24 protein-coding genes, 1 tRNA gene and 1 riboswitch are annotated in these 23,719 nt (G+C 39.6%); of the genes, 24 read left to right on the top strand and 1 reads right to left on the bottom strand.

Annotated elements, in window-relative coordinates:
• The first annotated feature begins 58 nt into the window (after positions 1–58).
• The 7 genes from fadR (at position 59) to AC25Y6_RS12095 (ending at position 7,224) form a co-directional block, all read left to right on the top strand.
• Complete coding sequence (gene fadR / locus AC25Y6_RS12125; protein ID WP_482099708.1) at positions 59–640, top strand: fatty acid metabolism transcriptional regulator FadR; 582 nt, start codon at positions 59–61, stop codon at positions 638–640.
• A gap of 15 nt (positions 641–655) precedes the next feature.
• A complete protein-coding gene (locus AC25Y6_RS12120; protein WP_482099707.1) occupies positions 656–1,429 on the top strand; it encodes an enoyl-CoA hydratase in 774 nt (257 codons plus the stop codon).
• Positions 1,430–1,454: 25 nt separating this feature from the next.
• Positions 1,455–2,228 carry an electron transfer flavoprotein subunit beta/FixA family protein gene (locus AC25Y6_RS12115; protein WP_482099706.1) on the top strand — a complete coding sequence of 258 codons (774 nt, stop codon included), beginning with the start codon at positions 1,455–1,457 and terminating at the stop codon, positions 2,226–2,228.
• Positions 2,229–2,261: 33 nt separating this feature from the next.
• Entirely contained in the window at positions 2,262–3,236 is a 975-nt protein-coding gene (locus AC25Y6_RS12110) for an electron transfer flavoprotein subunit alpha/FixB family protein (RefSeq protein ID WP_488143214.1), read from the top strand.
• Positions 3,237–3,360: 124 nt separating this feature from the next.
• Positions 3,361–3,675 (top strand): thioredoxin, encoded by a 315-nt coding sequence (gene trxA, locus AC25Y6_RS12105; protein ID WP_482099704.1) that lies wholly within the window; start codon positions 3,361–3,363, stop codon positions 3,673–3,675.
• 220 nt (positions 3,676–3,895) lie between these two features.
• Positions 3,896–5,689 (top strand): excinuclease ABC subunit UvrC, encoded by a 1,794-nt coding sequence (gene uvrC / locus AC25Y6_RS12100; protein ID WP_488143213.1) that lies wholly within the window; start codon positions 3,896–3,898, stop codon positions 5,687–5,689.
• Between the two features lie 48 nt (positions 5,690–5,737).
• A riboswitch (Lysine riboswitch) is annotated at positions 5,738–5,917 on the top strand.
• 89 nt (positions 5,918–6,006) lie between these two features.
• Positions 6,007–7,224 (top strand): aspartate kinase, encoded by a 1,218-nt coding sequence (locus tag AC25Y6_RS12095; RefSeq protein WP_488143212.1) that lies wholly within the window; start codon positions 6,007–6,009, stop codon positions 7,222–7,224.
• Between the two features lie 45 nt (positions 7,225–7,269).
• Here the strand turns inward: AC25Y6_RS12095 and AC25Y6_RS12090 are convergent, their stop codons facing one another.
• Positions 7,270–7,680 (bottom strand): YslB family protein, encoded by a 411-nt coding sequence (locus tag AC25Y6_RS12090; RefSeq protein WP_482099701.1) that lies wholly within the window; start codon positions 7,678–7,680, stop codon positions 7,270–7,272.
• A 237-nt stretch (positions 7,681–7,917) separates the two neighbouring features.
• On the opposite strand from AC25Y6_RS12090, the gene AC25Y6_RS12085 reads away from it, so the two are divergent.
• The 17 genes from AC25Y6_RS12085 (at position 7,918) to AC25Y6_RS12005 (ending at position 22,815) form a co-directional block, all read left to right on the top strand.
• Entirely contained in the window at positions 7,918–8,526 is a 609-nt protein-coding gene (locus tag AC25Y6_RS12085; protein WP_488143211.1) for a succinate dehydrogenase cytochrome b558 subunit, read from the top strand.
• Between the two features lie 57 nt (positions 8,527–8,583).
• Positions 8,584–10,338, top strand: a complete 1,755-nt coding sequence (gene sdhA, locus AC25Y6_RS12080; protein WP_488143210.1) for a succinate dehydrogenase flavoprotein subunit — start codon at positions 8,584–8,586, stop codon at positions 10,336–10,338.
• Between the two features lie 5 nt (positions 10,339–10,343).
• On the top strand, positions 10,344–11,150 hold the full coding sequence (gene sdhB, locus AC25Y6_RS12075; protein ID WP_482104971.1) for a succinate dehydrogenase iron-sulfur subunit: 807 nt from the start codon (positions 10,344–10,346) through the stop codon (positions 11,148–11,150).
• Positions 11,151–11,287: 137 nt separating this feature from the next.
• Positions 11,288–11,731, top strand: coding sequence for an acyl-CoA thioesterase (locus AC25Y6_RS12070; RefSeq protein ID WP_482099697.1), 444 nt, complete (start codon positions 11,288–11,290; stop codon positions 11,729–11,731).
• Between the two features lie 75 nt (positions 11,732–11,806).
• Positions 11,807–12,028 carry a helix-turn-helix domain-containing protein gene (locus tag AC25Y6_RS12065; protein ID WP_482100101.1) on the top strand — a complete coding sequence of 74 codons (222 nt, stop codon included), beginning with the start codon at positions 11,807–11,809 and terminating at the stop codon, positions 12,026–12,028.
• A gap of 233 nt (positions 12,029–12,261) precedes the next feature.
• On the top strand, positions 12,262–12,717 hold the full coding sequence (locus tag AC25Y6_RS12060; RefSeq protein ID WP_482100100.1) for a MarR family winged helix-turn-helix transcriptional regulator: 456 nt from the start codon (positions 12,262–12,264) through the stop codon (positions 12,715–12,717).
• Positions 12,718–12,726: 9 nt separating this feature from the next.
• Positions 12,727–13,521, top strand: coding sequence for a glutamate racemase (gene racE, locus AC25Y6_RS12055; RefSeq protein WP_488143209.1), 795 nt, complete (start codon positions 12,727–12,729; stop codon positions 13,519–13,521).
• Positions 13,522–13,622: 101 nt separating this feature from the next.
• Entirely contained in the window at positions 13,623–14,381 is a 759-nt protein-coding gene (gene rph, locus AC25Y6_RS12050) for a ribonuclease PH (RefSeq protein ID WP_482104969.1), read from the top strand.
• Positions 14,378–14,992 (top strand): XTP/dITP diphosphatase, encoded by a 615-nt coding sequence (locus AC25Y6_RS12045; protein ID WP_482104968.1) that lies wholly within the window; start codon positions 14,378–14,380, stop codon positions 14,990–14,992. The genes rph and AC25Y6_RS12045 overlap by 4 nt, the downstream gene beginning before the upstream one ends.
• Positions 14,989–15,483, top strand: a complete 495-nt coding sequence (locus AC25Y6_RS12040; protein ID WP_482104967.1) for a metallophosphoesterase — start codon at positions 14,989–14,991, stop codon at positions 15,481–15,483. The genes AC25Y6_RS12045 and AC25Y6_RS12040 overlap by 4 nt, the downstream gene beginning before the upstream one ends.
• A gap of 87 nt (positions 15,484–15,570) precedes the next feature.
• A tRNA-Arg gene (locus AC25Y6_RS12035) sits at positions 15,571–15,644 on the top strand.
• A gap of 167 nt (positions 15,645–15,811) precedes the next feature.
• A complete protein-coding gene (locus tag AC25Y6_RS12030) occupies positions 15,812–16,792 on the top strand; it encodes a tyrosine-type recombinase/integrase (protein WP_488143208.1) in 981 nt (326 codons plus the stop codon).
• A gap of 577 nt (positions 16,793–17,369) precedes the next feature.
• The gene (locus AC25Y6_RS12025) at positions 17,370–17,762 is read left to right on the top strand and encodes a hypothetical protein (protein ID WP_488143207.1); all 393 of its coding nucleotides are present in this window, start codon (positions 17,370–17,372) and stop codon (positions 17,760–17,762) included.
• Between the two features lie 205 nt (positions 17,763–17,967).
• Positions 17,968–18,549, top strand: a complete 582-nt coding sequence (locus tag AC25Y6_RS12020) for an HNH endonuclease (RefSeq protein ID WP_488143206.1) — start codon at positions 17,968–17,970, stop codon at positions 18,547–18,549.
• Positions 18,550–18,635: 86 nt separating this feature from the next.
• The gene (locus AC25Y6_RS12015; protein WP_488143205.1) at positions 18,636–18,884 is read left to right on the top strand and encodes a hypothetical protein; all 249 of its coding nucleotides are present in this window, start codon (positions 18,636–18,638) and stop codon (positions 18,882–18,884) included.
• 231 nt (positions 18,885–19,115) lie between these two features.
• A complete protein-coding gene (locus AC25Y6_RS12010; RefSeq protein WP_488143204.1) occupies positions 19,116–19,547 on the top strand; it encodes a GIY-YIG nuclease family protein in 432 nt (143 codons plus the stop codon).
• A gap of 1,495 nt (positions 19,548–21,042) precedes the next feature.
• Entirely contained in the window at positions 21,043–22,815 is a 1,773-nt protein-coding gene (locus tag AC25Y6_RS12005) for a hypothetical protein (protein ID WP_488143203.1), read from the top strand.
• Positions 22,816–23,719 lie beyond the last annotated feature (904 nt).

Here is a 23,719-nt window from a genome sequence, read left to right as displayed (position 1 = left end):
ACTAATATGAAAATATGAATGAATCATCATTCATATTTTCTATTGGTGGTGATTAAGTATGAAACGAGATAAACCGAAATATAAACAAATAGTGAACGCGGCGGTTATTGTAATCGCTGAAAATGGTTATCACCAAGCGCAAGTGTCTAAGATTGCGAAAGAAGCTGGCGTTGCGGACGGAACAATCTATCTCTATTTTAAAAATAAAGAAGATATTCTAATATCCGTCTTTAAAGAGAAAATGGCGATTTTCGTAAACTACGTTGAAATTATTTTGAAACAAGATATCGACACATCCGAAAAATTATTCAGGATGATTGATAATCATTTCCGTGTACTTCATGAAGACCGTCACCTTGCAATTGTAACTCAGCTTGAACTCCGACAATCTAATAAGGAGTTAAGGGTCCGTATTAATGAAGTCTTAAAGGAATATCTAATGCTTCTTGATGCCATTTTGAAAGAGGGAATCGAAAACGGGGCACTAAATACCGGTCTTGATGTCCGGCTTGCAAGACAGATGGTATTCGGAACAATTGATGAAACTATCACTTCATGGGTGATGAATGATCAAAAATATGATTTAATGAAACTATCACCCGAAGTACATAGGCTGATTATGAATGGAATGAAAGCTTAAGAAGGATGGGATGAAATGGAGTTTCTAAACGTTTTAGTTGACGATGGGGTGGCGGTAGTGACAATAAACAGACCGCCTGCGAATGCGCTTTCACGAGCACTTATCCTTGAAGTGGATGCATTGCTCGATAAAGTGGAGCACGACGAATCTGTTAGAGTCATAGTCTTACATGGGGAAGGTAAATTCTTCTCTGCAGGTGCGGATATCAAAGAATTTACATCTGTTACTACAGGTGAAGAATTTTCAAAATTAGCGGCCAGCGGACAAGAAGTTTTTGAACGTCTCGAACAATTCTCGAAACCAGTTATAGCAGCTATTCATGGGGCAGCATTAGGTGGTGGGCTTGAACTGGCAATGGCTTGTCACATTCGATTCGTCACTGAAAGTGCAAAACTTGGAATGCCAGAATTGCAACTGGGACTAATTCCTGGGTTTGCTGGAACACAACGTCTTCCTCGCTACGTCGGCATGCCGAAAGCCGCGGAAATGTTGTTAACGAGTGATCCTATCAGTGGAGTAGAAGCGGCACAACTTGGACTTGCCAATCAAGCCTTCACAGACGAAGAGTTACTTCCGAAATCAATGGAGCTTGCAAAAAAAATTGCTAAGAAAAGTCCTGTTGCGGTCAAATTTGCACTTCAGATGCTTCAGTATTCAAAACCAGCTTCTTATTATGAAGGTGTGAAAGCGGAAGCTGATTCATTTGGTAACGTTTTCATCTCTGAAGATGCTAAAGAAGGAATTCAAGCATTCTTAGAAAAACGAGTTCCAGTATTTAAAGGAAAATAATCAAAAAGTTGAGGGGGTATGCAATATGAACATTTATGTTTTAGTTAAACGGACATTTGATACAGAGGAAAAAATTACAATCTCAAACGGTAAAATTGCCGAAGACGGTGCGGAGTTTATCATTAACCCTTATGATGAATACGCAATTGAAGAAGCCATCCAAGTACGGGACGCAAATGATGGTGAAGTAACTGTTATAACAATTGGTGGAGAAGACGCTGAAAAACAACTTCGTACAGCGCTTGCAATGGGTGCTGATAAAGCAGTGCTTATCAATACTGAGGATGATCTAGATGAAATGGACGAGTTTACATCTGCTAAAATCATCGCTGAGTACTTGAAAGATAAGGAAGCTGATTTGATTCTTGCAGGAAATGTTGCAATCGATGGTGGTTCTGGACAAGTTGGTCCGCGTGTTGCCGAACTTTTGGGCATCAACTGTGTAACGACAATCACGAACCTTGAAATTAGCGGAACTTCAGTCAAAATCATTCGTGATGTTGAGGGAGATTCTGAAACGATTGAAACATCACTTCCACTCTTAGTGACTGCACAGCAAGGTCTAAATGAACCTCGCTATCCTTCACTTCCAGGAATCATGAAAGCCAAGAAAAAACCGTTAGAAGAGCTAGAGCTTGATGATCTAGATCTTGAGGAAGAAGACGTGGAAGCTAAAACACAAACAATAGAAATCTATCTTCCACCGCAAAAAGCTGCTGGACGTATTCTTGAAGGGGATACGAGTGATCAAGTGAAAGAACTTGTTAATCTCCTTAAAACTGAAGCTAAAGTAATCTAATCTGACTTTTAATTGTAATAGGAGGGACTATAGATGTCTAAAAAAGTAGTAGTACTTGGGGAAGTACGAGAAGGGGCATTGCGTAACGTTTCGTTTGAGGCGATTGCAGCTGCTAAAAAGGTATCCGGAGGCGGAGAGGTTGTCGGCATCTTGCTCGGCGATGCAGTACAATCGTTAGCGGAAGAAATGATCCATTATGGAGCGGACCGTGTGATCACTGTTGAGCATCCACATTTGAAACTATATACTTCCGATGGCTTCAGCCAAGCATTCATGGCTGTTTATGATCAGGAGAAACCGGATGCTGTTGTTTTTGGTCATACGGCTCTTGGAAAAGATCTTTCACCTAAAGTTGCTAGTAAACTAGCATCGGGTTTGATTTCTGATGTAACTGCTATTGAAGGAGAAGGCGATGCGGCAGTATTTATCCGTCCTATCTTCTCCGGTAAAGCATTCGAAAAAGTAAAAAATAAAGATGGATTATTGTTTATAACAGTTCGCCCGAATAACATTGCGCCGTTAGAGCATGATGCAAACCGTTCTGGTGAAGTAACAGCGGTACCTGTTGAGGTTACTAATCTACGGACAATCATTTCTGAAGTTATCCGTAAATCGACAGATGGCGTCGACCTTTCGGAAGCGAAAGTTGTTGTTGCAGGGGGGCGCGGTGTGAAAAGTGCAGAAGGCTTTGAACCACTGCAAGAACTTGCATCACTATTAGGCGGAGCAATCGGTGCTTCACGCGGGGCATGTGACGCTGACTACTGTGACTATTCATTACAAATCGGACAAACGGGCAAAGTTGTTACACCGGATCTGTACATCGCTGCAGGAATATCGGGTGCAATCCAGCATATGGCGGGCATGTCCAACTCGAAAATAATCGTGGCTATCAATAAAGATTCAGAAGCGAATATTTTTAAAGTAGCTGACTACGGTATTGTTGGAGACCTATTTGAGGTTATTCCAATGATGATTGAAGAAATCAAAAAGCTTAAAACGAACTGATTCAAAAGTAAGCGCCCTCATTAGCAGGGCGCTTACTTTTTTTGCAGAGCATATATTTAGGTCGGGATATAGCAGCATGCTATAATACGATCATAGGTTATCTAATAAGAGGAGGAAATATATTATGGCTATTATTCACGCAACTGATCAGAACTTTGAAGAGAACATTAAAGAAGGATTAGTCCTTGTAGACTTTTGGGCACCTTGGTGTGGACCTTGTAAAATGATCGCTCCAGTACTTGAAGAACTAGACGGCGAAATCACAGGGAAAGCAAGTATTGTTAAAGTTGACGTAGACGACAATCAGGAAACAGCTGGTAAATATGGCATTATGTCAATCCCTACTTTGGTTCTTTTCAAAGACGGAGAAATCGTCGATAAAGTTGTCGGTTTCAAACCGAAAGAAGCACTTGCAGAATTGATTACAAAGCACGCTTAATTATTAACATATTTCAGCAACAACGCCTAAGTTACCGATAGAGAGGAATGGAATATAATTCCTCCTCTTCGAGCTGAAGCCTCTGGCGGATGTCGAGGGTATTGAATGGAGTCAATCGAGGAAACTCCAATCAATATCTTAGCGTAAATACATTGAGGCATATTTGAAAGTATAACCGGGTCCCTTCAAAGGCTCCCGGTTTTTTTGGTAGGTGAAATAGATGAATGAACTAATTTCAGAGAAGTTGGCTATATTACCGGAGTTGCCGGGTTGTTATTTAATGAAAGACAGGCAAGGGACAATTATCTATGTCGGCAAGGCAAAAGTTTTGAAAAATCGTGTGCGCAGTTACTTTACGGGAAGCCATGACGGGAAAACACAGCGACTGGTTGGGGAAATTACAGATTTTGAATACATTGTCACATCTTCAAATCTGGAGGCTCTTGTTCTTGAATTGAATCTGATCAAACAGTATGATCCGAAATATAATATCATGCTAAAGGATGATAAAACGTATCCGTATTTAAAATTGACTGCCGAGCGACATCCGAAACTAATTATTACAAGACAAGTCAAAAAAGACAAAGGAAAGTATTTTGGTCCATACCCAAATGCATTTGCCGCTGGGGAAACAAAAAAATTACTTGACCGACTTTATCCTTATCGAAAATGTTTAACGTTGCCGGACCGAGCTTGTTTATATTACCACCTTGGCCAATGCCTTGCACCGTGCATCAATGAAGTGAGTACTGATACGTACAAAGAAATGGTGGACGACATCAGCCGATTTTTAAACGGCGGTTATAAAAAAGTAAAAAAAGAATTAACAGAGAAAATGTCTGCTGCAGCGGAAAATCTGGAATTTGAACGCGCAAAAGAATATCGTGATCAGATTGCTAACATTGAAGCGGTCATGGAGAAACAAGCGATGACCATGAATGATTTCACGGATCGTGATATTTTCGGATTTGCAGTCAATCACGGCTGGATGTGTGTTCAAGTCTTTTTTGTCCGTCAAGGAAAGTTGATAGAACGGGATGTGTCACTTTTTCCACTTTATCAAGAACCTGAAGAGGAATTGCTGACTTTCATTGGCCAATTTTATGGAAAATCACAACACTTGATTCCCCAGGAAATACTTTTGCCACAAGGAATTGATAATGTAATCATCAGTAGGCTTCTCGATGTCAATGTATTCATTCCACAGCGCGGAAAAAAGAAAGATCTAGTCCAATTGGCAGTCAAAAATGCAGAGATATCATTATCGGAAAAGTTCCATCTCATTGAACGTCAGGAAATGAGGACAATCGGTGCATGTGAGGAACTTGGCAAAGCGATGAACATCACAGTGCCTTTACGTATTGAAGCATTTGATAATTCACATATGTATGGCGCTGATGCAGTTTCTGCAATGGTTTCATTTGTTGACGGGAAACCGAATCGAAAAGATTACAGAAAATATAAAACGATGACCGCGGCAGCGCACGACGATTATGGTGCAATGCGTGAAGTTGTACGGAGACGTTATATCCGTGTGTTGAAAGATGATTTGCCATTACCAGACCTTATTGTTGTTGATGGGGGTAAAGGTCATATGGAGTCTGTTAGGGAAATCATTGAGGATGAGTTGAATTTATCCATTCCCATTGCGGGACTTGCAAAAGATGAGAAGCACCAAACAGCACAACTCCTTTATGGTAACCCGGTTGAAATGATACCACTTAAGAGGTCGAGTGAAGGATTTTACTTATTGCAAAGAATCCAGGATGAAGTGCATCGGTTTGCAATCACTTTCCATAGACAACGCCGCGAAACGAATTCATTGACGTCAGCACTGGATGGATTGCCGGGAGTTGGGCAAAAACGGAAAACGATGCTGTTAAGGCATTTTGAATCAGTAAATAAGATACGCGAAGCTACGATTGAACAATTGCAAGAAGCAGGACTACCTGCAGGTGTAGCAAAATCAGTTGAAGCGCATTTTCGCGAGATGGCATTGCGAGAAAAAAAGTAATATGGTAAGGTGAAACCAATGAATTTTTTCACTAATACATTTATATATAGTGAAGATAGAGGTGCGGTAACCAATAGTAGATCCACGGAAGGCGGCAGCCTAATGAAAGGGATTGAAAGGGGTATTCGCCGAAGCGGATGAATCGTCTGTCACGATTGTCATGCTGGATTTCCATTGAATAAGTGGAGATTTGTCAGGTATGGAAATACCTGGAGGGCTATCTGGATGGGGCGTCTCTTCGGGGATAGCTCCAATCAGACCGGCTCTCATACTTTTGAGGGCCGTTTTTGCATTCAGGGGAAAATGGAGGAAAAATCATGGGACGTATTGTAATGAAATTCGGAGGGACATCAGTTGCAAATCCAGAGAGAATTGCACGGGCTGCAACACTTGTTAAAAATGAGGTTAATCGTGGAAACCAAGTGGCAGTCATTGTCTCTGCGATGGGTAAAACAACAGATGAACTATTAAGGTTGGCAATGGAGATTAATCCCAAAGCAGGACGGCGCGAATTGGATATGCTCCTTGTAACAGGAGAACAAGTAACAGCGTCTTTACTTGCAATGGCGATTACTGCACAAGGGTTAGAAGCACGGTCATACACAGGTTGGCAAGCAGGGGTAACGACAGAGGCTGTTCATGGTAATGCAAGGATTGAACAAGTTAATGCTGACAAAATTCAAACCGCACTAGAATCAGGCGCGGTTGCAGTAATCACTGGTTTCCAAGGAATTGATAATAACGGTGAGTTGACAACACTTGGTCGCGGTGGTTCCGATACGAGTGCCGTCGCAATTGCGATTGCACTCGATGCAGCTAGTTGTGATATTTACACGGACGTCGAAGGGGTATTTACGACGGACCCAAGATTGATTGAACGAGCGACGAAACTTGAGGAAATATCTTACGATGAAATGTTGGAAATCGCTAACCTTGGTGCGGGTGTGCTTCATCCAAGAGCAGTTGAGTTTGCAAAAAATCATCAAATGCCGCTTCGGGTAAGACCGGCTCATATGGACGGAGTAGGAACAGTTATCAAGGAGGAAATCGATTTGGAAAACAATTTAATTGTACGTGGCATCGCTTTTGAGAGAGAAATTGTACGGATTACAGTGATGTATGAAGTACCTTATAATGGCTCACTTGCTAATATTTTCACTGCACTCGCGAAACAACATGTAAACGTCGACATCATTGTTCAGACAATTATGGAAGGCGTACAGCCGTCTGTGTCATTTTCCATTAAAAAAGAAGATTTCGCAGAAGCGATAAATGTTTTGGAGACCGAAAAAGAATCTCTCGGTTATAGTCGGGCAGATTTTGAAGTAGGACTGGCGAAAGTTTCAATCGTGGGAAGTGGAATGGTATCGAATCCGGGAGTTGCCGCGCAAATGTTCGACACGCTGAGGAACGCAACCGTTCCCGTGAAAATGGTGAGCACTTCTGAAATCAAAGTCTCCGTAGTCATTCCTGAATCGGATATGGAGAAAGCAGTTGCAACACTTCATGAGCAATTCGGTTTAGATAGAAATTAAAGTAGAATTGAAAGAAGATGCACCCAATACCGGGGCATCTTCGATTCATACTTCAATTTTGGTTTTTAAATCCCATTTGACTTGAAAGTGCACCAAACCGTCTTTCATTTCACCGTAGCATTCAGTCAGAAGTCCATTTAACTTTTGGTATTGTTCTGCAATGAAGCCCGCTTCAAGTTGACAAGATCTATTTTGGTTATTTGTCCCAAAATCGTTTTTCATCGAATAAAACGCTTCATCCTTTTCTGTCTTATCAAGCTGAAGTGGACCCCAACCGGCTTCCGTAAAGAAAATGGGTAGTTCATCAATACTGAAAATGGGGAATTTTCTGGCCACATCTTTTCCAGCCCAGTACAGAATGTCATCTTCGTGGTTGCCGAGAATACTAGGCAACACGTGGTCCCGTAAAAGTTCATAGCCGAATCGGGTCGGCGTATCGTATGTAATGTTTTCCAATCGAACATGCAACCCTTTCGGTTAAATGATAGAATCAGTAAGTCTAATGGCATAAAAGAGTACTAGATTAAGGCGTGGCAAAAAGCCTGAATCGTCTTGACCTCTTCAAAACTGAGGAGTACAATGGTTATGTCATAATATTGTACCATGAAGAGGTACGCCGTCAACATTTGCTTCGTGTCGAAACGATGGCAGACGACGATTGGCGGACTCAGTTAATAAGGGAGGGTAAAAGACTTGTCAAGAGAATCAGATTTCTATTTACGCCGTCTTCATTCGTTGCTCGGAATTATTCCGGTGGGGCTTTTTGTTGTCCAGCACTTGGTCATTAACCATTTTGCAACACGAGGTCCAGAAGCATTCAACACCGCTTCCAATTTCATGGGGAGCTTACCATTCGTTCTATTCCTCGAATGGTTTGTCATCTACATTCCACTCATGTTCCATGGATTCTATGGTGTGTACATAGCTTTCACATCGAAAAACAACGTACAACGATACGGTACTTTCCGTAACTGGATGTTTATGCTACAACGCATAACTGGCGTATTCCTAGTTGTGTTCATCGCATGGCATATTTACCAGACTAGAGTTCAAAAAGCATTAGGTGCTGATGTGGACTTTAATATGATGGAAGATATTTTGTCGAATCCGTTCATGCTTGCATTCTACATTGCGGGAGTTATTGCGGCAACATTCCACTTATCAAACGGTATTTGGTCATTCCTAGTAAGCTGGGGATTAACACAATCACCGCGTTCACAAAAAATTGTTACATATATTTCAATTGTCGTATTCCTAGTTCTCTCTGTAATCGGTGTACAAGCACTATTTGCTTTTGTTTAAATAAAAAAATAATTTAACGAAATATGAAATCCCTATAATTTGAGGAGTGAAACAATAATGGCGAAAAGCAGATTGATTGTTGTCGGCGGAGGTCTTGCAGGCTTGATGGCAACTATCAAAGCAGCTGAAGATGGCACGCCGGTCGACCTGTTCTCAATTGTTCCGGTTAAACGTTCCCACTCAGTATGTGCGCAAGGTGGCATCAACGGCGCAGTGAATACAAAAGGGGAAGGCGATTCGGTTGAAATCCACTTCGATGACTCTGTATATGGAGGAGACTTCCTTGCGAATCAACCTCCTGTACAAGCCATGACGGCCGCGGCACCAGGAATCATTAGTTTGTTGGACCGTATGGGCGTAATGTTCAACCGGACACCTGAAGGACTTTTGGATTTCCGACGTTTCGGAGGTACAATGCACCACCGTACGGCATTTGCAGGAGCGACAACAGGACAACAGCTTCTATATGCACTTGACGAGCAAGTTAGACGTTTTGAAGTCGATGGGCTTGTTCAAAAGTATGAGCACTGGGAATTCTTAGGTGTTGTACTTGACGAAGAAGGCGTTTGTCGCGGTATCAAAGCACAAAACATGAAAACAATGGAAATTAAAGCGTTTAAAGGCGATGCAGTAATTATGGCAACAGGTGGACCCGGTATCATTTTCGGGAAAACGACAAACTCTGTCATTAATACAGGTTCTGCTGCTTCCATCGTTTATCAACAAGGAGCACAATATGCAAACGGTGAGTTCATTCAAATTCACCCGACAGCGATTCCAGGAGACGACAAACTCCGACTTATGAGTGAATCTGCACGTGGTGAAGGCGGTCGTATCTGGACTTATAAAGACGGAAAACCTTGGTACTTCCTCGAAGAAAAATATCCGGATTACGGTAACCTTGTACCTCGAGATATTGCAACCCGTGAAATTTTCGACGTTTGTGTTAATCAAAAACTTGGTATTAACGGCGAAAACATGGTGTACTTGGACCTTTCCCATAAGGATCCGAAAGAACTCGATATCAAGCTCGGCGGAATTATTGAAATATACGAGAAATTTACAGGCGACGATCCGCGTAAACTTCCGATGAAAATCTTCCCAGCAGTCCACTATTCGATGGGCGGGTTATGGGTCGATTATGATCAGCAAACAAGTATTCCAGGCCTATTTGCAGCAGGAGAAGTTGATTATTCGCAGCATGGTGCAAACCGTCTTGGCGCAAACTCACTCCTTTCAGCAATATACGGTGGAATGGTCGCAGGACCGAATGCTATCAAATATATGAAGCACTTAAAACGATCTGTAGTGGATCTCCCTTCAACAATCTTCGACGAGGCAGAAAAAGAAGAGCAACAGAAGTGGGATGACACACTTAAAATGAACGGTACTGAAAATGCGTATATCCTTCATAAAGAGCTTGGAGAATGGATGACAGATAACGTTACAGTGGTACGCCACAATGACAAGCTTCAAGCTACGGATGATAAGATCGTAGAGCTTCTAGAACGTTATGAAAACATTAACATTATCGATACGCAAAAGTGGTCTAACCAAGGCGCAACATTTACGCGTCAGCTGAAAAACATGCTATACTTAGCTCGAGTCATCACACTTGGAGCGCTGAATCGTAATGAAAGCCGTGGAGCCCATTACAAACCAGAATTCCCAAATCGTGATGATGAGAACTTCCTGAAAACGACGATGGCGAAATTCGATGGACATTCTGCACCAATCTTCCATTACGAAGAAGTCGATGTTTCCTTGATTCCGCCACGTACACGCGATTACTCCGCGAAGAAAGGAGATTGACATAATTGAGCGAGAACAATACAGCCGTACCGGAACGCGAACAGCAAACAGCTAAGAAAACAGTCCGTTTTGAAATTCAACGCCAGGATACAGCTGATTCGCAACCATATATGGAGAGTTTTGAAGTAGAATATAGACCGAATATGAACGTTATTTCAGCGTTAATGGAAATTCGTCGTAATCCGGTCAATGCAGAAGGTAAGAACACTACACCAGTTAACTGGGAAATGAGTTGTCTAGAAGAGGTTTGTGGCGCATGTTCGATGGTTATTAACGGACGTCCACGTCAATCTTGTACAGCACTTGTGGACCAATTTACACAACCCATTAAACTTGAACCTATGAAAACATTCCCTGTCGTTCGCGACTTGATTGTTGATAGAGAATTCATGTTTGATTCTTTGAAAAAAATAAAAGCTTGGATTCCGATTGATGGAACTTATGACTTAGGTGAAGGACCACGTATGCCTGAGCGTAAGCGTCAATGGGCATATGAGCTTTCTAAATGTATGACATGTGGTGTATGCCTTGAAGCATGCCCGAACGTCAATGACAATACAAACTTTATGGGACCTGCACTTCTTTCACAAGTCCGTCTGTTCAATTCGCATCCCACAGGTGCAATGAACAAAGACGAGCGTCTAGCTACACTTATGACTGATGGTGGTATTGGAGAATGCGGTAACTCACAAAACTGTGTAGTTGCATGTCCAAAAGGAATTCCTCTTACAACTTCGATTGCTGCAATGAACCGCGCAACGAATGTTCAAATGTTTAAAAACTTCTTTGGAAGTGACCATATGGTAGACTGATTTCAGTCTAATGCTCCGCTAGGCAAGTGCCTAGCGGGGTTTTTTCTTTTTATCCTAAAGCTTCATTTATGTGGGGGAATTTGATAGAATACAAGAATGAGTATTCATTCATTTTAAACGAGAAGGGGTTTTTACAGATGAAAGCTGCTTACATAGCGGAATTAACGGAATGGACTTCTGATTTCAAATTCTCCGTTCCGGTTTCTGTCAGATTTTCAGAGACGGATATGTATGGTCATTTAAATAATACAATCCCATTTGTTTATTTTGAACACGCAAGAATTGAATATTTAAAGGAAATTAAGTTGATGAATAATTGGCTTGATCCAGTGGGCGAGACGTTTCCAGTTGTTGCAGACCTGCAATGTGATTTTGTGAAACAAGTATTTTTTGATGAACAGCTTACAATTTTCGTGAAAGCTGCATCCATTGGTAACAGTTCTATAGATATCCATTACATGGCGAAAAATAGTAAAGGGGATATCGTTTTCACAGGACGAGGTTCGATGGTCCAAATTAGCAGAAAAACAGGCAAAGGTGTTCCATGGACTGCTAAAGAAAAATTGCTATTTGACTATTAATTAATCAAGTAGCCGGCACAGCCCGCTCCTTCTTCACATATTTTAAAGTGAAAGTGGATAGGAGGGCGCGTCTTGATAGAAAACTCTAAAAACCGTTCTTTGCTTACCGCTAGAGAACGGGAAATATTCAATCTGCTCGTTGATGATCAAACGACAAAAGATATCGCAGGGCGGCTCGGAATCAGCGAAAAGACTGTTCGGAACCATATTTCGAACACGATTCAAAAGCTCGGTGTTTCCGGTAGAGCGCAGGCGGTAATCGAATTATTGCGTTTGGGTGAATTACAGTTGCGTTAAAAGGGTATTCATAACCAAAGACAATAAGAACCTATTTGTCGAAATGCGTATTTAAATTTTGCGCAATTATGTAATGACGCACCTTAAGAATAGCTGTTTGACCTGCATCATGCAGAATTCAAACGGCTATTCTTTTAGTGTTTTTTACCATCACTTTAAAAGGTATTGCCTTACGCGCGAAAAAGGGAGACAATGAGTAGACAGGAATCGTTCTCAGGGGGCTGGTCTATTTGATGGAAAACACCTCACCAAACAATGAATATACAGAAGAAGTAGCGCATATGGAGAAAGAATTGCGGTATGTTGCTGCGATTATTAAACAGCAAGGACGTAGAATCCTTAGCAACTACACAATTACCCCGCCGCAATTTGTCGCATTGCAGTGGCTTTTTGAACATGGAGATATGACAATCGGAGATCTTTCGAACAAAATGTTCCTTGCTTTTAGCACTACGACAGATTTGGTTGATCGAATGGAAAAGAACTCCCTTGTAAAAAGAGTTCGTGATACAACCGATCGCCGAGTTGTACGAATTCACTTGCTAAGCGAAGGTGAGAGGGTAATTGAAGAAGTGATTGATAAGCGACGTCATTATTTGAATTCAGTGCTGACAGATTTCGATGAAAAGGAAGTAAAAGTTTTCTCTGATCTGCTGACTAAACTACACCAAGAGATGAAAAAGGATTGAGGGATTACAGTGGAAGCACCAATCGGAGTAATCGATTCCGGCGTCGGCGGATTGACCGTAGTAAAAGAAATTCTTAAACGGCTACCGAATGAACCAATCGTCTACATAGGAGATGATGCACGTTGTCCATATGGGCCACGTCCAACTCAAGAAGTCCAGGTCTTTACAATGGAGATGGCAACGGCGCTGTCGAAAATGGGCATTAAAATGCTTGTAATAGCCTGTAATACAGCCACAGCAGTTGCTCTCGATGAAATACGGGCAAATTTTCCTTTCCCGGTCATTGGTGTGATTGCTCCTGGTGCGCGAGCTGCGGTTAATGCTTCAGAAACCCAAAAAATCGCCGTACTAGGAACTACGGGCACGATTAAAAGTGGAGCCTATGAAAATGCAATTCATGGACTAGCATCGAATGCAATGGTTTATTCACTTGCTTGCCCTGAGTTTGTACCAATTGTCGAAAGTGGTCAATACAACTCGGAAAATGCAGGTGCGATTGTCGAACAAGCACTGCATGGACTTGCAGATATTGACTTTGATGCAGCGATATTGGGCTGTACACATTATCCATTGTTAGAGCACCATATAAAAAAATCGTTACCGGATAATGTGCAAATTATATCGTCCGCGGTGGAAACAGTTTGTGATGTTGAACGAATTCTACTAGCAAATGATATTGAATATACATCTGAATGCGAAATAGCGCCAGTTTTTTATACAACCGGTGAATCAGATAGTTTCCGTGCTATTGTCACGGATTGGTTATCGATTGAAAACCCAGATGTTAGACATATCGATTTGTGACGAACCCGGAATGTCCTATTTGGGATTTCCGGGTTTTTGCCTATAGCAAATGGGTTATACTAAGATGAAAACGCAAACTTGAAAGATGGAGGCTACACTATATGAGACATGATGGAAGAGCGGCCGATATGATTAGGCCAGTAATAATAGAGACGGATTATTTAATACACCCAGAAGGCTCTGTTCTAATTACAGTCGGAAATACGAAGGTAATTTGTACAGCTTCAATTGAAGAACGGGTTCCACACTTTTTACGAAATAGCGGAAAAGGCTGGGTAACCGCTGAATACTCAATGTTGCCACGTGCCACAGGACAAAGAACGCAACGCGAAGCATCAAAAGGTAAAATCGGTGGACGTACGATGGAAATTCAACGTTTAATCGGACGCGCTCTGCGTGCTATCATTGATCTCGAGGCGCTAGGGGAACGAACGATATGGATAGACTGTGACGTTATCCAGGCGGATGGTGGTACACGTACAGCCTCGATTACAGGTGCATTTGTCGCTACAGCACTGGCGATATCTAAATTGCATATTGAAAAAGGCTTAGCTAAATTTCCGATTACTGATTACCTTGCAGCAACAAGTGTTGGTAAAACGCTTGAAGGTGAACTTATTCTAGATCTAGACTATATTGAAGATTCGTCAGCCGCTGTTGATATGAACGTTGTTATGACCGGGGCGGGTGCGTTTGTTGAGCTTCAGGGGACAGGGGAAGAGTCAACATTCACACGCGAAGAAATGAATGGTCTTGTGGAACTTGCCGAAACGGGCATCAACCAATTAATAGAAATACAAAAAGAAGCACTCGGTTTAGTTGCTCAGCTAATCAAGACGAAAGATCGAAATGTGTTATGAAGGAAGTCTTAATCGCTACAAATAATAAAGGCAAAGCAAATGACTTTGAAGCGCTTTTCAAGCCGTTAAAGGTACAAGTTCTTACCCTAAATGATATTGAAGGCAGCATTGATGTTGAAGAGACAGGTATTACGTTCGAAGAAAATGCGATTTTAAAAGCGGAAACAGTGGCACGCTTGCTCGGTAAAGTTGTCATAGCTGACGATAGCGGACTTGAAATTGATTTTCTAGACGGAGCGCCAGGTGTGTACTCCGCTCGATTTGCGGGGCTGGAGAAAAATGATGACGCTAATATAGATAAAGTACTTAATGAGCTAAAAACGGCTTCTGAGGGCGATCGTAGTGCTAGATTCCGCTGTGTGCTCGCGGTGGCTGGACCGGGTTTGAAAACAGAAACATTTTCGGGTAGCTGCGAAGGATTTATCAACACTGAGCGGCAAGGGTCTAATGGTTTCGGTTACGATCCAATCTTTTTTCTGCCGGCATTAAACCGGACGATGGCAGAGTTGTCAGCTGAAGAAAAGAGTGAAATTTCACATCGTGGAGCAGCGCTGGCTCAGTTAAAATCCAAATTACCTCAATATATGTCTATTTTAGGGGATTCATTATGAAAATTATAGTCATGAGTGATTCGCATGGAGATAAGGAAACGGTGAAAGCCGTTTCTGCACTACCCGCGGATGCACTATTTCATTCCGGAGACAGTGAACTATCATTTAATGATCCGGTTTTACATACAATGCATAAGGTCCGTGGAAATTGTGATCATGATGCTAAGTTTCCTATGTCTGTAATTGTCGAGGTGCGAGGTAAAACCGTATTGCTTGTCCATGGTCATGAGCACAACGTAAACCACTCACTGATGAAGCTTTATTATTATGCAAAAGAGTGTGGAGCGGATATAGTTCTGTTTGGTCATTCACACCTTTATGGTGCCGAGCAAAAAGACGGCATTTTGTTCTTGAATCCGGGTAGCACTGTGCAGCCTCGCGGTGGAAAAGTCGCGACGTACGCAGTTGTAGAATGGAATGAAACAATGCAAATATCCTTTAAAAATATGGTGCATGAAACAGTGGATTTCATAGAGTTTAAAAGTATTTAAAAATATTTAAAATTAATGTTGACTTTTGTTTGAAACTTATCTATACTAAAGCTTGTCCTTAAGAAACAAGCAAACACTTAAACGCACGTCTCAGTAGCTCAGCTGGATAGAGCAACGGCCTTCTAAGCCGTCGGTCGGGGGTTCGAATCCCTCCTGGGACATAATTAAGACAGTCACAAACCATTGATGTGATAGGGTTTGAGACAGATAAGGGATTCGGTCAGGGCTTCGGTCACTGGTGCAGAATCCCTTTTTTGTACCCTAACATTTTACGTATAATTAGACACGAAACTATCTTCCAATTCAACTGAATGGAGGATTTTTTATTATGACGAAAAAGACAGGATTATTTGATGTGGATTTCACACTGACAACCAAAGAGCTTACCACTTCTATTAAAGGGGTGAAGGCAACTACCGCTCACTACAAGCTCTTTTCGGAAGCTTTAGGAACTATTATCAACCAAATGCAGGTGAGCGGCTATCGCCCTCGTACTATGAAGGATTACGATACAATCCTGCATAACTTTGCAAAGAGTACAGGGATTACCTATTTAGAAGAAGTTACAGTAGATACTATCTACTCGTGGTTAGATTCCATGCAAGTAGTAAATCAAACAAAGTTAACACGTTTAAAGGTTGTGAAGTCGTTCTTAGGTAAGTGCATTAACAATGGTTGGTTGAAAGTGAACTTTTGGCACACTATCAACGTGAAAGTAGATAAAAAGGTGAAGAAGGGTGCTAAACCAACTGATATTGCTATCCTTATCTCATTGATTGATAAAAGTACCTTTATTGGTCTCAGGGATGTGACGGCTATTTTAACCATGTATAAAACGGGTATTCGTATTAATACTTTGGGGCAGCTTGAAGAAAAGCACATTGACTTTGACAATAAAGTGCTTGTTCTAAATGGAGCGATATTGAAAAATCACCAACTACTTAAATTGCCACTCAATGACCAACTTATACAACTTTATCGGGTGCTAATCAAACAGAGTATAAAAGTAAGAGAGTATTACGGGGAAAGTAATACCAATATATTCATTTCAACTAAGGGGACATCGCTAAATACGAAATCAACAAACAATGCGATCTCAAAGCAGCTAACTAAATATGCGAAACGGTTTGGACTAGAAAACATCAATGCGCACGCCATTAGAAGAGCCTACGCAAAGAATTTACATGATAATGGTGCAAGTATAGCCCTTATCAGCAAAGCTCTAGGACATAGCGATTTAGCCGTTACAACACAGTATTTGGATTTAGAAGTAGAAGAAGTGGTATCTAACTTGAGGGAATACCTATGATCATTAACAACGCCACTTTTTTAGATGCGATTCCTATTCATATGTAGTATTAAGTTCTTTTGGAGAATAAATGCGTGAATTAAAGTTTATTCAAAATCGCCTAAAACCGCCTAAAACCGCCTAAAACCGCCTAAAACCGCCCTAGCATTAAAGTGAATGGGATTATCCCCTCCAAGACACCACGCCGCCCAGAAGCGACTACAGGACGGTTTAGAAGCATAATTTGGTGGTTTGTTGGACTTGTAGAATCAATTTTATATGGAAATATGGAGAGATAGGAGATGCCTATCTCTTTTTTTATTTGATTAAGTGGAATGGGAAATTAGTTGTTAAATTTAATGCAAAGCAAAAGTATTGCAATATTATACCATTTATGTACCTAATTGACATATATGAAGTTGTGTTTTAGAATGATAGAAAGAGAGGGAGTAAGTAATTTCTTCGACAGTTATATGCAAGTAATGACAATAGGATTGAAATGAATGGTACTAAGGATTCTAATTCAAAGGGAGATAACTAATGAGGAAAATTGATTTGATTACAGAGATATTGTTACAGGAACAATATTATAATTTTTATGGAAGTGGATTTACTGATATGGGAGTGGATTTTTTGGAATACTAGAAATTGTTCTAAGGCGGTAAAGGCAATTATCGGGGATGATTTTTTTGGAGAAAATTATATCTACAATGTTGATCCTTTAATAGATGGATGGAAAAGTGAAGAAGAATTTAAGCTTAAAATGCTAGGATTGGATATTAATCTAGCCGAAACAATTTCCTATGAGCAGAAATCGATTGTTATTAAGGAACTGTTAAATGTTAAAAGAAATTTGCGGTCCAAAATTTCAAAGCTAAATGACGAATACGGTGTTTATTTTTGGAGAATTGAGGAGGCAAATTTACTGGGAGAATTGGTGAAAAAGCTGCTTTCTACTCATATCGATGAAAAGTCTTCGATGGAATTTTAACTATTAAGATAAAAGGAGTTATCCTATGATAGGTAGTACTTGTCGACTATATAAAAAATGTAGGATTTGCGGACAAACCAAGTGGTATAAAGAGTTCGAATCAAACGGGGTGAGAAGAAGGAAGTCTTATTGCAGAGAGTGTAAGGGGAGGAGACGTGAATTATTTCATTCAGCATTACCTCAATATAACTTTGACACACAAACATTGAAAAGATCAGACATAAACGTTCGTTTAAGTTTACGGTCTAATAGAAGAATTCAATATACAGTTACATATGAGCAAGCAGTATTAATGGTGAATGAGGGGGCGGCAGGAATAGTCCATGAAACCCTAATTCATAAGTTTTATGATAGACAGGCTTTTAAAGAAATGATATTGGAGAGGGACAAAGGGATCTGCCAATACTGTGGCGGATATGGAGACACAGTTGACCATATCAAATCTAAGTCAGAGGGGGGGATCTCAAGCCCTATGAACTGCCTCTGTGCCTGTCAAAAATGTAACATGAATAAAGGTAGTTTACCATTAGAGGAATTCCTTTTTTACATTGAACCAATAGAAGTAAGTGGGAATATAAAAGTTGGACGTTTAGAACAACAATTACAATATCTTTTACAAGCATTAGAATACATGAATGGTCGTATTTTAGATGAAGGATTTTCAGAAGAACAAACCTTTGAGCGGATTTATCAAACCATTGAACAGGTCGAAATCACTGTTAGAAATCTAAAGGCTGATATATTGGAACTGAGCAAGAGTATCTGGGAAACAGCAGTTTCTATTTAATGAGAATTCTTCGTAGTTGGGAGATATGGGAGAGAGAGTGAAGATGAATAATGAAAGACATGATGTACAAGTTGCCTCTGGATGGAATGACAGACAGTGACTTAATCGAGTGGATAAATTCTATCCCTCGCAATAAGAAAGCTGAAGTCATTAGGCATGCACTTAGATTCTACAGGGCGCATTTAACAGTGGGTGAAGGAATGTTTGTAATGCCAACAGTTGGGAGTCCACAGGAGACAGCTCCAGTGGACAAACCTAAGAAGAAGCTAAATGTTAAACTAGTAAAGGGATTAGGTGGCATGATTAGAAACGTTGAAGGTGAAGATGTAGAGTGAATGGGGAGATTAACGTTGTCTATGAACTAATTCTTATTAACTAAGAAAGTGAGAAGGTGAAAGAGACGTTCGCCAAAACCTTTGATTCTAAAATTTACAACAGCGATAACGATGGAACTGATATAATGATGGTTCACCATAAGATTAAGGACATTCAAGTGAAAAATGAGGATGTATTTCTATTAGGCTTCACAGTTGGGGAGATACGCTACTGCAATAGGGGGATATGCATTGAGTGATTGGACTATTAGCGAATTCATGGATGACTTTGCTAGAAGCTTGGCTAAGGAGAGGTCGATAAATGGATTCCTATTCGAAAAGTTAGATGATTACGGTTGCATCCGAGGTGTATATATTATTTACAACTCCGATGGAGTCCCATTGTATATAGGGGAGTCATCTAATGTTAAAGACAGACTGAAGGCTCATGTAAGGAATTCTCCATTCAAAGAGGAGATAGAGTATTTTAATATAATCCAAATGGACGATGGCTTAATTGAAGATAAAGAGCATAGGCTTCGAGTTGAATCAATGTTTATCGATATATTAAACCCGAAGTATAACGTTAGGAATCGTGGAGAAACTATGTTTAGGGAACTTATGGTCTTTGAAAAGATTGATTTGAATGACAGAAGTACATATACGAGACGAGTCGAGGATTAATTCCTCGGCTCTTTGTTGTTTTTAATGCCATTTATGCTGTAATTGGAGTTAAATTTGATTAAAAACAGGTAAAACAGATGATTTACGATTAAAATGGGATGAAATTTTGTGGAAAACGCTCGAAAAAAGGATGAAATAGGAACGAAAACGCACAAAGATGACGATAATGACGTCAAAAAGGGTGAAATCATGCTGAAATAGGCTCAAATCCCTTAAAATAGCTGTTATTTGGGTTGTTTACGTTAATCAATATATATACGTTCAAAAGGCTATTCTATACGAGTCGAAGAGGCTTTGTTATTTATTGATAGTTTTATTATTGATACTAAATGGTAGTGTCTTAAACGCAGGGTTTTCGGAAGATTAGCAATAGTAAACTTCCAGTTACATAAGGATGAATATCAATTTCTATGTAACATGTATCCATTGGAGTTGCGAGGGAGCGCCCTAGCCACATAATAAGATTGTGAAATATTCCGATGCGAGACCGATTCTGGTTTAAAATTCAATATGCTGATTATGTTGGTTCTGGAGTATTACCAACGTGTTTAGTCTATGGTTAAAATAAAAAGGGCAACCATGGCTCTGGAAAACAGAAGACTGCAGATTGGATTCAGTATAGACGAATATGCACCAATCCTTTTAGCGCTTGAAAATAAACAAGTGTTGCTATAACAAAATGGGATAAGTGCTACAGAGGGATATAAGCGTACACATCGACTTCTTATAAGCCTAGGATAATTATACTGACTTAGCTACGGAATGCTTGGAACGACCCGCAGGATGTCAGAATGCATCGTACTAACTACTAAACTGATGAATATTAAATCTTACATGGGTGGTTTTTTGTTTTACAGGGCTACTAATTATCAAAGGATTGGTTGTACAAAGGTCAGGAAAGAAGTGTCTTCCACACGACACTATCTGGTACTGTAAGAAGAGAGATAAATTTAATCATAAGTATAAAATTAATAAGAGAGCAATAGCCTCCCCGCAAGCGAAGGAGGATATGTATTGGATTTCTCCGTTATTCTTGTTCAACAAAACACAAGCTCTAAAGGGGGATTTTGATGTCAATTAAGGTCCATTGTCGATGCAATAGCATGGGGTACGCTGTAACTAGGCTTGTAGCTGCATTTAGCTCATAAGAACAGGACACTCATGATGATTAAACTCAATAATTGTGTATCCGTCACAGTAATCAAGTATCGTGATATGGTTCTGATATCGCAATCACCAATTAGACATGAATTGGTATCGGGTCTACAGAAAAGTTACGCTTTTTATTGATATCTCATACTGGTAAGTATCATTTTATAGATATACTGTCGAAAAGAAGAATAATTTCCGTTATTGTACTTAGCCACATAAATATTTGATATTCGATTCATACATCTGTTTTGAAGATAAGAATAATAACTGGAAAACTATTTATGGTACAGTTGATGCAGTTGATAAACGGTGAAATAAAAGAGTGAAGGAGTTGAACATCCTAGTGCAAACACGAGTCTTTGAAGAAATGAAACAAGTATTAAAAGAAACAATTTCTATGGAAAGATACAACGTAAATAAGTTTAAAATTTTTGCTTGGGAAGCTGGGTTAGGGAAAAGTAAATTTTCAACTGAATTTGTTGCTGAAGTAATAATTGATGCTATTGGAAATGAATCGAAAATAGAAATACCGACTTTTCTTATTGTAAAGAAATTTAAATCTGATGTTAAAGAGACTGTAAAATACATAAATTCGGCACTAGGTAGTTTTGGTGATAGTGGCTATAAAGATGATTGGGTTATAGGCATCACAAGTGAAAATTGGGAAGAGCTACGTAAGCAGCCAGATAAACTAGATAATAGTTTGGTACTAGTGATCACGCATCAAAGATATATCGAGCTTTGTCAAGCTGAACTACCAAAACCATTTGGTAATAGGAATACACTGATAATTGATGAAAAAATCCAATTTCCATCGTATTCTTATTCAAAAGCTCAATATGATGCAGTTCGCCCGAAATTTCCGTATAAGTTACAAAGAGAATTTGATTTACTAAATGATGAATTGTTAATGAAATTAGATGAGTTAGATACTGAAGGTAAAAACAAAATTAGAGCCATAACAGTTGACTTTGACAGTGCTTTAATTGATTCATTCTTAAAACAACTAAAGATTTTTGGACTTGATTCAATTAAGGAAGTAAAAGAGTTTTTTGCTGAGCTGAAATTTTTCTATAATCAAGAAATCATTTACAATAACAATCATTTCTACTCCTATAACAAAGCGATGAAGCTGAGAAAATTAGAAAATAACATCATTCTTGATGCAAGTGCAACGTTAGATTCCGTTTATAATGGCGAAGATTTTGTATTAATTGAGAAAAGAAGAATTGTTGATTATAGCAAATCTCTTTTCATAGGTGAACTAAAAAATAGTAGCCGCTCATCGATTGGGAAAAATGCGAAAGTGTATATGAAAGATGCTGTTCGTGGGGCGGGAAACATCTTAGAATCAAAAAGAAAATGTTTATATATTACTCATAAATCTGAATTGAAGTCTTTTACTGATGCGCTTAAAGAATTAGAGGTCAGTAAAGAATCATATCATCTTCCTAACGCAATCAAAAGTATAGAAGATGAAGAGATAGATGCCACAATAGAGTTAAAAGACTATAAATTGGCTGTGAATTGGTATGGAAATATTGTTGGACAAAATAAATATAGTGATTTTGATATGTGTCATATCATAGGAACAAATAATCTACCTTATCCAATATATTTAATTCAGTATGCAATTTACAATGAGCTTGAATCAATTAAACAATATGATTTGACAATTGAGAAAGGCAAGTTCAAAGATATTGAAATGGAAAGGATTCGCAAGGGTTCTATTGCTGCAGAGTTTTATCAAGCAGCAAAACGCATTCAGCGAAATGAAAATCCACAAGCAATTTTTATCCTAGTTCATCATGATGAGCATGTGATTAACATGATTGCTAACGAAATGAATAATGTTCAATTATATGTGATAGAGCGTATTTCAGACAAGGATATGACTAAGATTGCAACTAATACAATTGGCTTCAAGTTAGCAAAGCATATTGGAACTCTTGAAATTGGGAAGTATAAGAAAAAAGAAATTGCAGCTATTATCGGAATAGATACTAAAAACTTGGCAAGACATTTAAAAAATCCAGAAATTCAGCATTTAATTGGAGAAGGTTTTATTGTAATTCAGCATCAAAGTATTGAAGTTATAAAAAAAAATAATAGCTGATTTGAAACTCCTCATCTGCTCTATATAGAGAAAATAGATGAGGAGTTTTTTATATTGTATTGCCCCAGATCATCAGCGTAGCTGATGCGGCGGAGCCACCTATCCAATCAATTAACTGCTAATAAATTAGTTTACGATAGTATAAGAAATGCAGTCTTTCACGTAGTGAAAACTGCAGAGCTGTCGGGGAGCATAGAGTGAGGGACGAGCGACTATGAGGGCTGACAAGCCAAAACACGAAGTGTCATTTCGTTATTCAAATATAATTAATACAGTACCCAAACCCACACCAACATGGTGTGGGAAATACCGATACGAGACGGATATTTGAACCTTTTCATCCAATAAAATACTTCAACAATAAGTATTACTAAAGTAAATCTCGATACTTGTAAACATTTGACTAAGGTGAGTGGATTATAATCCTACATTGTGTTGCCTTAGTCAATTGGAATGATTATATAAGGTGCGCCACTTAGCGGTTTTTGCTAATTGGCGCACCTCGGCTAGGAGGAACGGAGTGACGGGGCGCTGAAGCCCAATGCTCTTGATTTTTAGTACAACAAATAATCATAATCGAGAAAAGTGATTACTAAGTTGTAATGCATATTATTGAAGGATCTCACCTTAACAGAGCAACATGTAATCATCACGATAGAGATGTTCATGCACAGCGAGCGTTCATTAGAACATGCTAAGGGAAGGCAGAAAAATATCACTAACACGTCTGATTCAGATAGAATCAAATCATTGAAGATCATGAAGCAGTATGCTCCAATGTAGGAGTTGCTATTGGAGTACTTTAGATGAAAGAGCAGTATACAATCAAATCCATCTGCAGTTGAGGAAATAGCACCAACTTCATTTGAAGTTGATGGGGTTGATTATGAAGTTGCTAAAGAAT

This window comes from Sporosarcina sp. Y1004 (assembly GCF_057669665.1).
The sequence above is the reverse complement of the archived record's forward strand: the minus strand, read 5'-3'. Positions and strand labels throughout refer to the sequence as shown.